General features: G+C 59.4%; 2 protein-coding genes. Both read left to right on the top strand.

The features are described from left to right. The first annotated feature begins 144 nt into the window (after positions 1-144). Complete coding sequence (locus tag F8N49_RS26930; RefSeq protein WP_151553249.1) at positions 145-906, top strand: secretin N-terminal domain-containing protein; 762 nt, start codon at positions 145-147, stop codon at positions 904-906. A 474-nt stretch (positions 907-1,380) separates the two neighbouring features. Further along, positions 1,381-2,706 (top strand): isocitrate lyase, encoded by a 1,326-nt coding sequence (gene aceA / locus F8N49_RS26925; RefSeq protein ID WP_016775277.1) that lies wholly within the window; start codon positions 1,381-1,383, stop codon positions 2,704-2,706. Positions 2,707-3,027: the final 321 nt, after the last annotated feature.

Raw genomic sequence — 3,027 nt, 5'->3', positions numbered from 1 at the left:
GCTGCATTCCCACGCAGAGCGTGGGAACGATCACGCCCCGCCATCCACCGATGCCGGGGCGTTTTGCTGTCTACGATTCAACTTGCCCCACCCCAGGCCGACAAACTGGCAATATCAAGCCTTTCGAACGCGGAGATAACGGACATGTCCCTACGCACCCTGCTCACCACCCTGCTGCTCGGCTGCAGTTTTTCGGTGCTGGCAGCCACAGAAATCGTCCCCCTCAAATACCACACCAGCGCTGACATGTTGCCAGTGGCGCAGGATTTCATCGGCCAGGACGGTCAGGTCAGCGCTTACGACAATCAGCTGATCGTCAAGGCCGAGCCGGGCAAGATTCAGGAGTTGAAGGATCTGCTGGCGCAACTCGATACCGCACCGAAGCGCTTGCTGATCACCGTCGACACCAACGAAAACAACGGCCGTGGCGACGAAGGTTATGCGGTCAATGGCGCCCAGCCGAGCCAGACCCGGATCATCAGCCGCAGCACCACCAGCCGCAACGGCGGCGTTCAGCAAGTGCAGACCAGCGAAGGCACTCCGGCGCTGATCCAGGTCGGCCAGAGCGTGCCGATCACCAACACCCAGAGCGATTCCTACGGCGGTTACAGCAGCGAGACCCAATACCGCAACGTCACCCAGGGTTTCTACGTCACCGCCAGCGTCACCGGCGAGACCGTTCATCTGGCGATCAGCACCAACCGTGACCGCATGAGCCAGGAACGTCCCGATGTAGTGAACGTGCAAAGCACCGACACAACCGTCACCGGACGCCTCGGTGAATGGATCACTCTGGCGGGCGTCAACAGCCAGACTCAGGCCGATAAACAGGGCCTGACCCGCAGCTACTCGACTCAAGGCCGGGATGACATGACCTTGCGGGTGAAAGTCGACACACTGGACTAAAGCACCGAAAACTGACTGATTAGTCGTATTAGACGAAAGATGTAGTGCCTTAAAAAAAGCACTACAAAACGTTTGACGAGGCCAAAAAGCGAAGGCATGATGGCCTCGCTCCCGCTAATCAGAGGCCCTGGCAAGGGCCTTCGAAGCGCCGTTCGCACCTATCCCGCGAACCGTTTCGTGTCTGTACCGCCCACAAGGTGTGTTTGACGAGGTTGCCGACTGGAACGAAGTTGTCCCGAGGGACGGAAGCGTATTTAGGTAACCCGGCTTCACGCTGCAGACCGTATAAAGGCCCACGACGCCGGAATGCGCCCGCACCGCGCCACTACCTGCTCACTTCCCCTCGAGCCCATCGTTCATCCCGTCGCCTACCCCGCCAAATCCGACTTGACCACCTAAGCTTCTGGTCAGCGAGCGCAGGAATTTTCCACCGCAGAACAACTTTTCATAAAAGACGCGACGAGGTTTATCTCCATGGCACTGACACGCGAACAGCAAATTGCAGCCCTCGAAAAAGACTGGGCCGAGAACCCGCGCTGGAAAGGCGTGACTCGCACTTACTCCGCTGCCGACGTGGTCCGCCTGCGTGGCTCGGTTCAGCCAGAGCACACCTTCGCGAAGATGGGCGCCGAGAAGCTGTGGAACCTGGTCACCCAGGGTGCCAAGCCGTCCTTCCGTCCAGAGAAAGATTTCGTCAACTGCATGGGCGCCCTGACTGGCGGCCAGGCTGTTCAGCAGGTCAAGGCCGGTATCCAGGCGATCTACCTGTCCGGCTGGCAGGTGGCTGCGGACAACAACTCCGCAGAATCGATGTACCCGGACCAGTCGCTGTACCCGGTGGACTCGGTGCCAACCGTGGTCAAGCGCATCAACAACTCGTTCCGTCGTGCTGACCAGATCCAGTGGAAAGCAGGCAAGAACCCGGGCGATGACGGCTACATCGACTACTTCGCACCAATCGTGGCCGACGCTGAAGCCGGTTTCGGCGGTGTACTCAACGCCTACGAGCTGATGAAAAGCATGATCGAAGCAGGCGCCGCTGGCGTTCACTTCGAAGACCAACTGGCTTCGGTGAAGAAGTGCGGCCACATGGGCGGCAAGGTTCTGGTGCCAACCCAGGAAGCCGTACAGAAGCTGACCGCTGCCCGTCTGGCCGCTGACGTTGCCGGCACGCCGACCATCATTCTGGCCCGCACCGACGCCAACGCGGCCGACCTGCTGACTTCCGACTGCGACCCGTACGATCAGCCATTCGTGACCGGCGAGCGCACTCAGGAAGGTTTCTACAAGGTACGTGCCGGCCTGGATCAAGCGATCGCCCGTGGCCTGGCTTACGCTCCGTACGCCGACCTGATCTGGTGCGAAACCGCCAAGCCGGATCTGGAAGAAGCCCGTCGCTTCGCTGAAGCGATCAAGAAGGAATACCCGGACCAGCTGCTGTCGTACAACTGCTCGCCTTCCTTCAACTGGAAGAAGAACCTGGACGACGCGACCATCGCCAAGTTCCAGCGCGAACTGTCCGCCATGGGCTACAAGCACCAGTTCATCACCCTGGCCGGCATTCACAACATGTGGCACAGCATGTTCAACCTGGCGCACGACTACGCCCGCAACGACATGACTGCCTACGTGAAACTGCAAGAGCAGGAGTTCGCTGACGCCGCCAAGGGTTACACCTTCGTGGCTCACCAGCAGGAAGTGGGCACCGGCTACTTCGACGACATGACCACCGTGATCCAGGGTGGCTCGTCGTCGGTAACCGCGCTGACCGGTTCGACCGAAGAAGAACAGTTCCACTGATTCGGCTTCACCTGAGCAAACGGCCTTTGCGGATCGAATAAAAAGCTAACCGCAAAGCCGCAAGACTGACGCCCCGACTGGATCGGGGCGTTTTTTTGCCTGTTGGAATCTCAAAGACACTACAAATCCCCTGTGGGAGCGAGCCTGCTCGCGAAGGCGATAAGTCAGCTTGCACATCTGGAGGCTGATCCACCGCTTTCGCGAGCAGGCTCGCTTGTATGGTAGGACTTGAAGGGAGGAGGAGGGACAAGGCTCGATTCTGACTGTTAGCGCAGTACAGACCGTGGGAGATTTTCACCCTCCTCCTTTCACCCAAGCGCC

The sequence above is a fragment of the Pseudomonas sp. GXM4 genome (genome assembly GCF_008923895.1).
In the GTDB taxonomy this organism is placed as follows: domain Bacteria; phylum Pseudomonadota; class Gammaproteobacteria; order Pseudomonadales; family Pseudomonadaceae; genus Aquipseudomonas; species Aquipseudomonas atacamensis.
The sequence above is the reverse complement of the archived record's forward strand: the minus strand, read 5'-3'. Positions and strand labels throughout refer to the sequence as shown.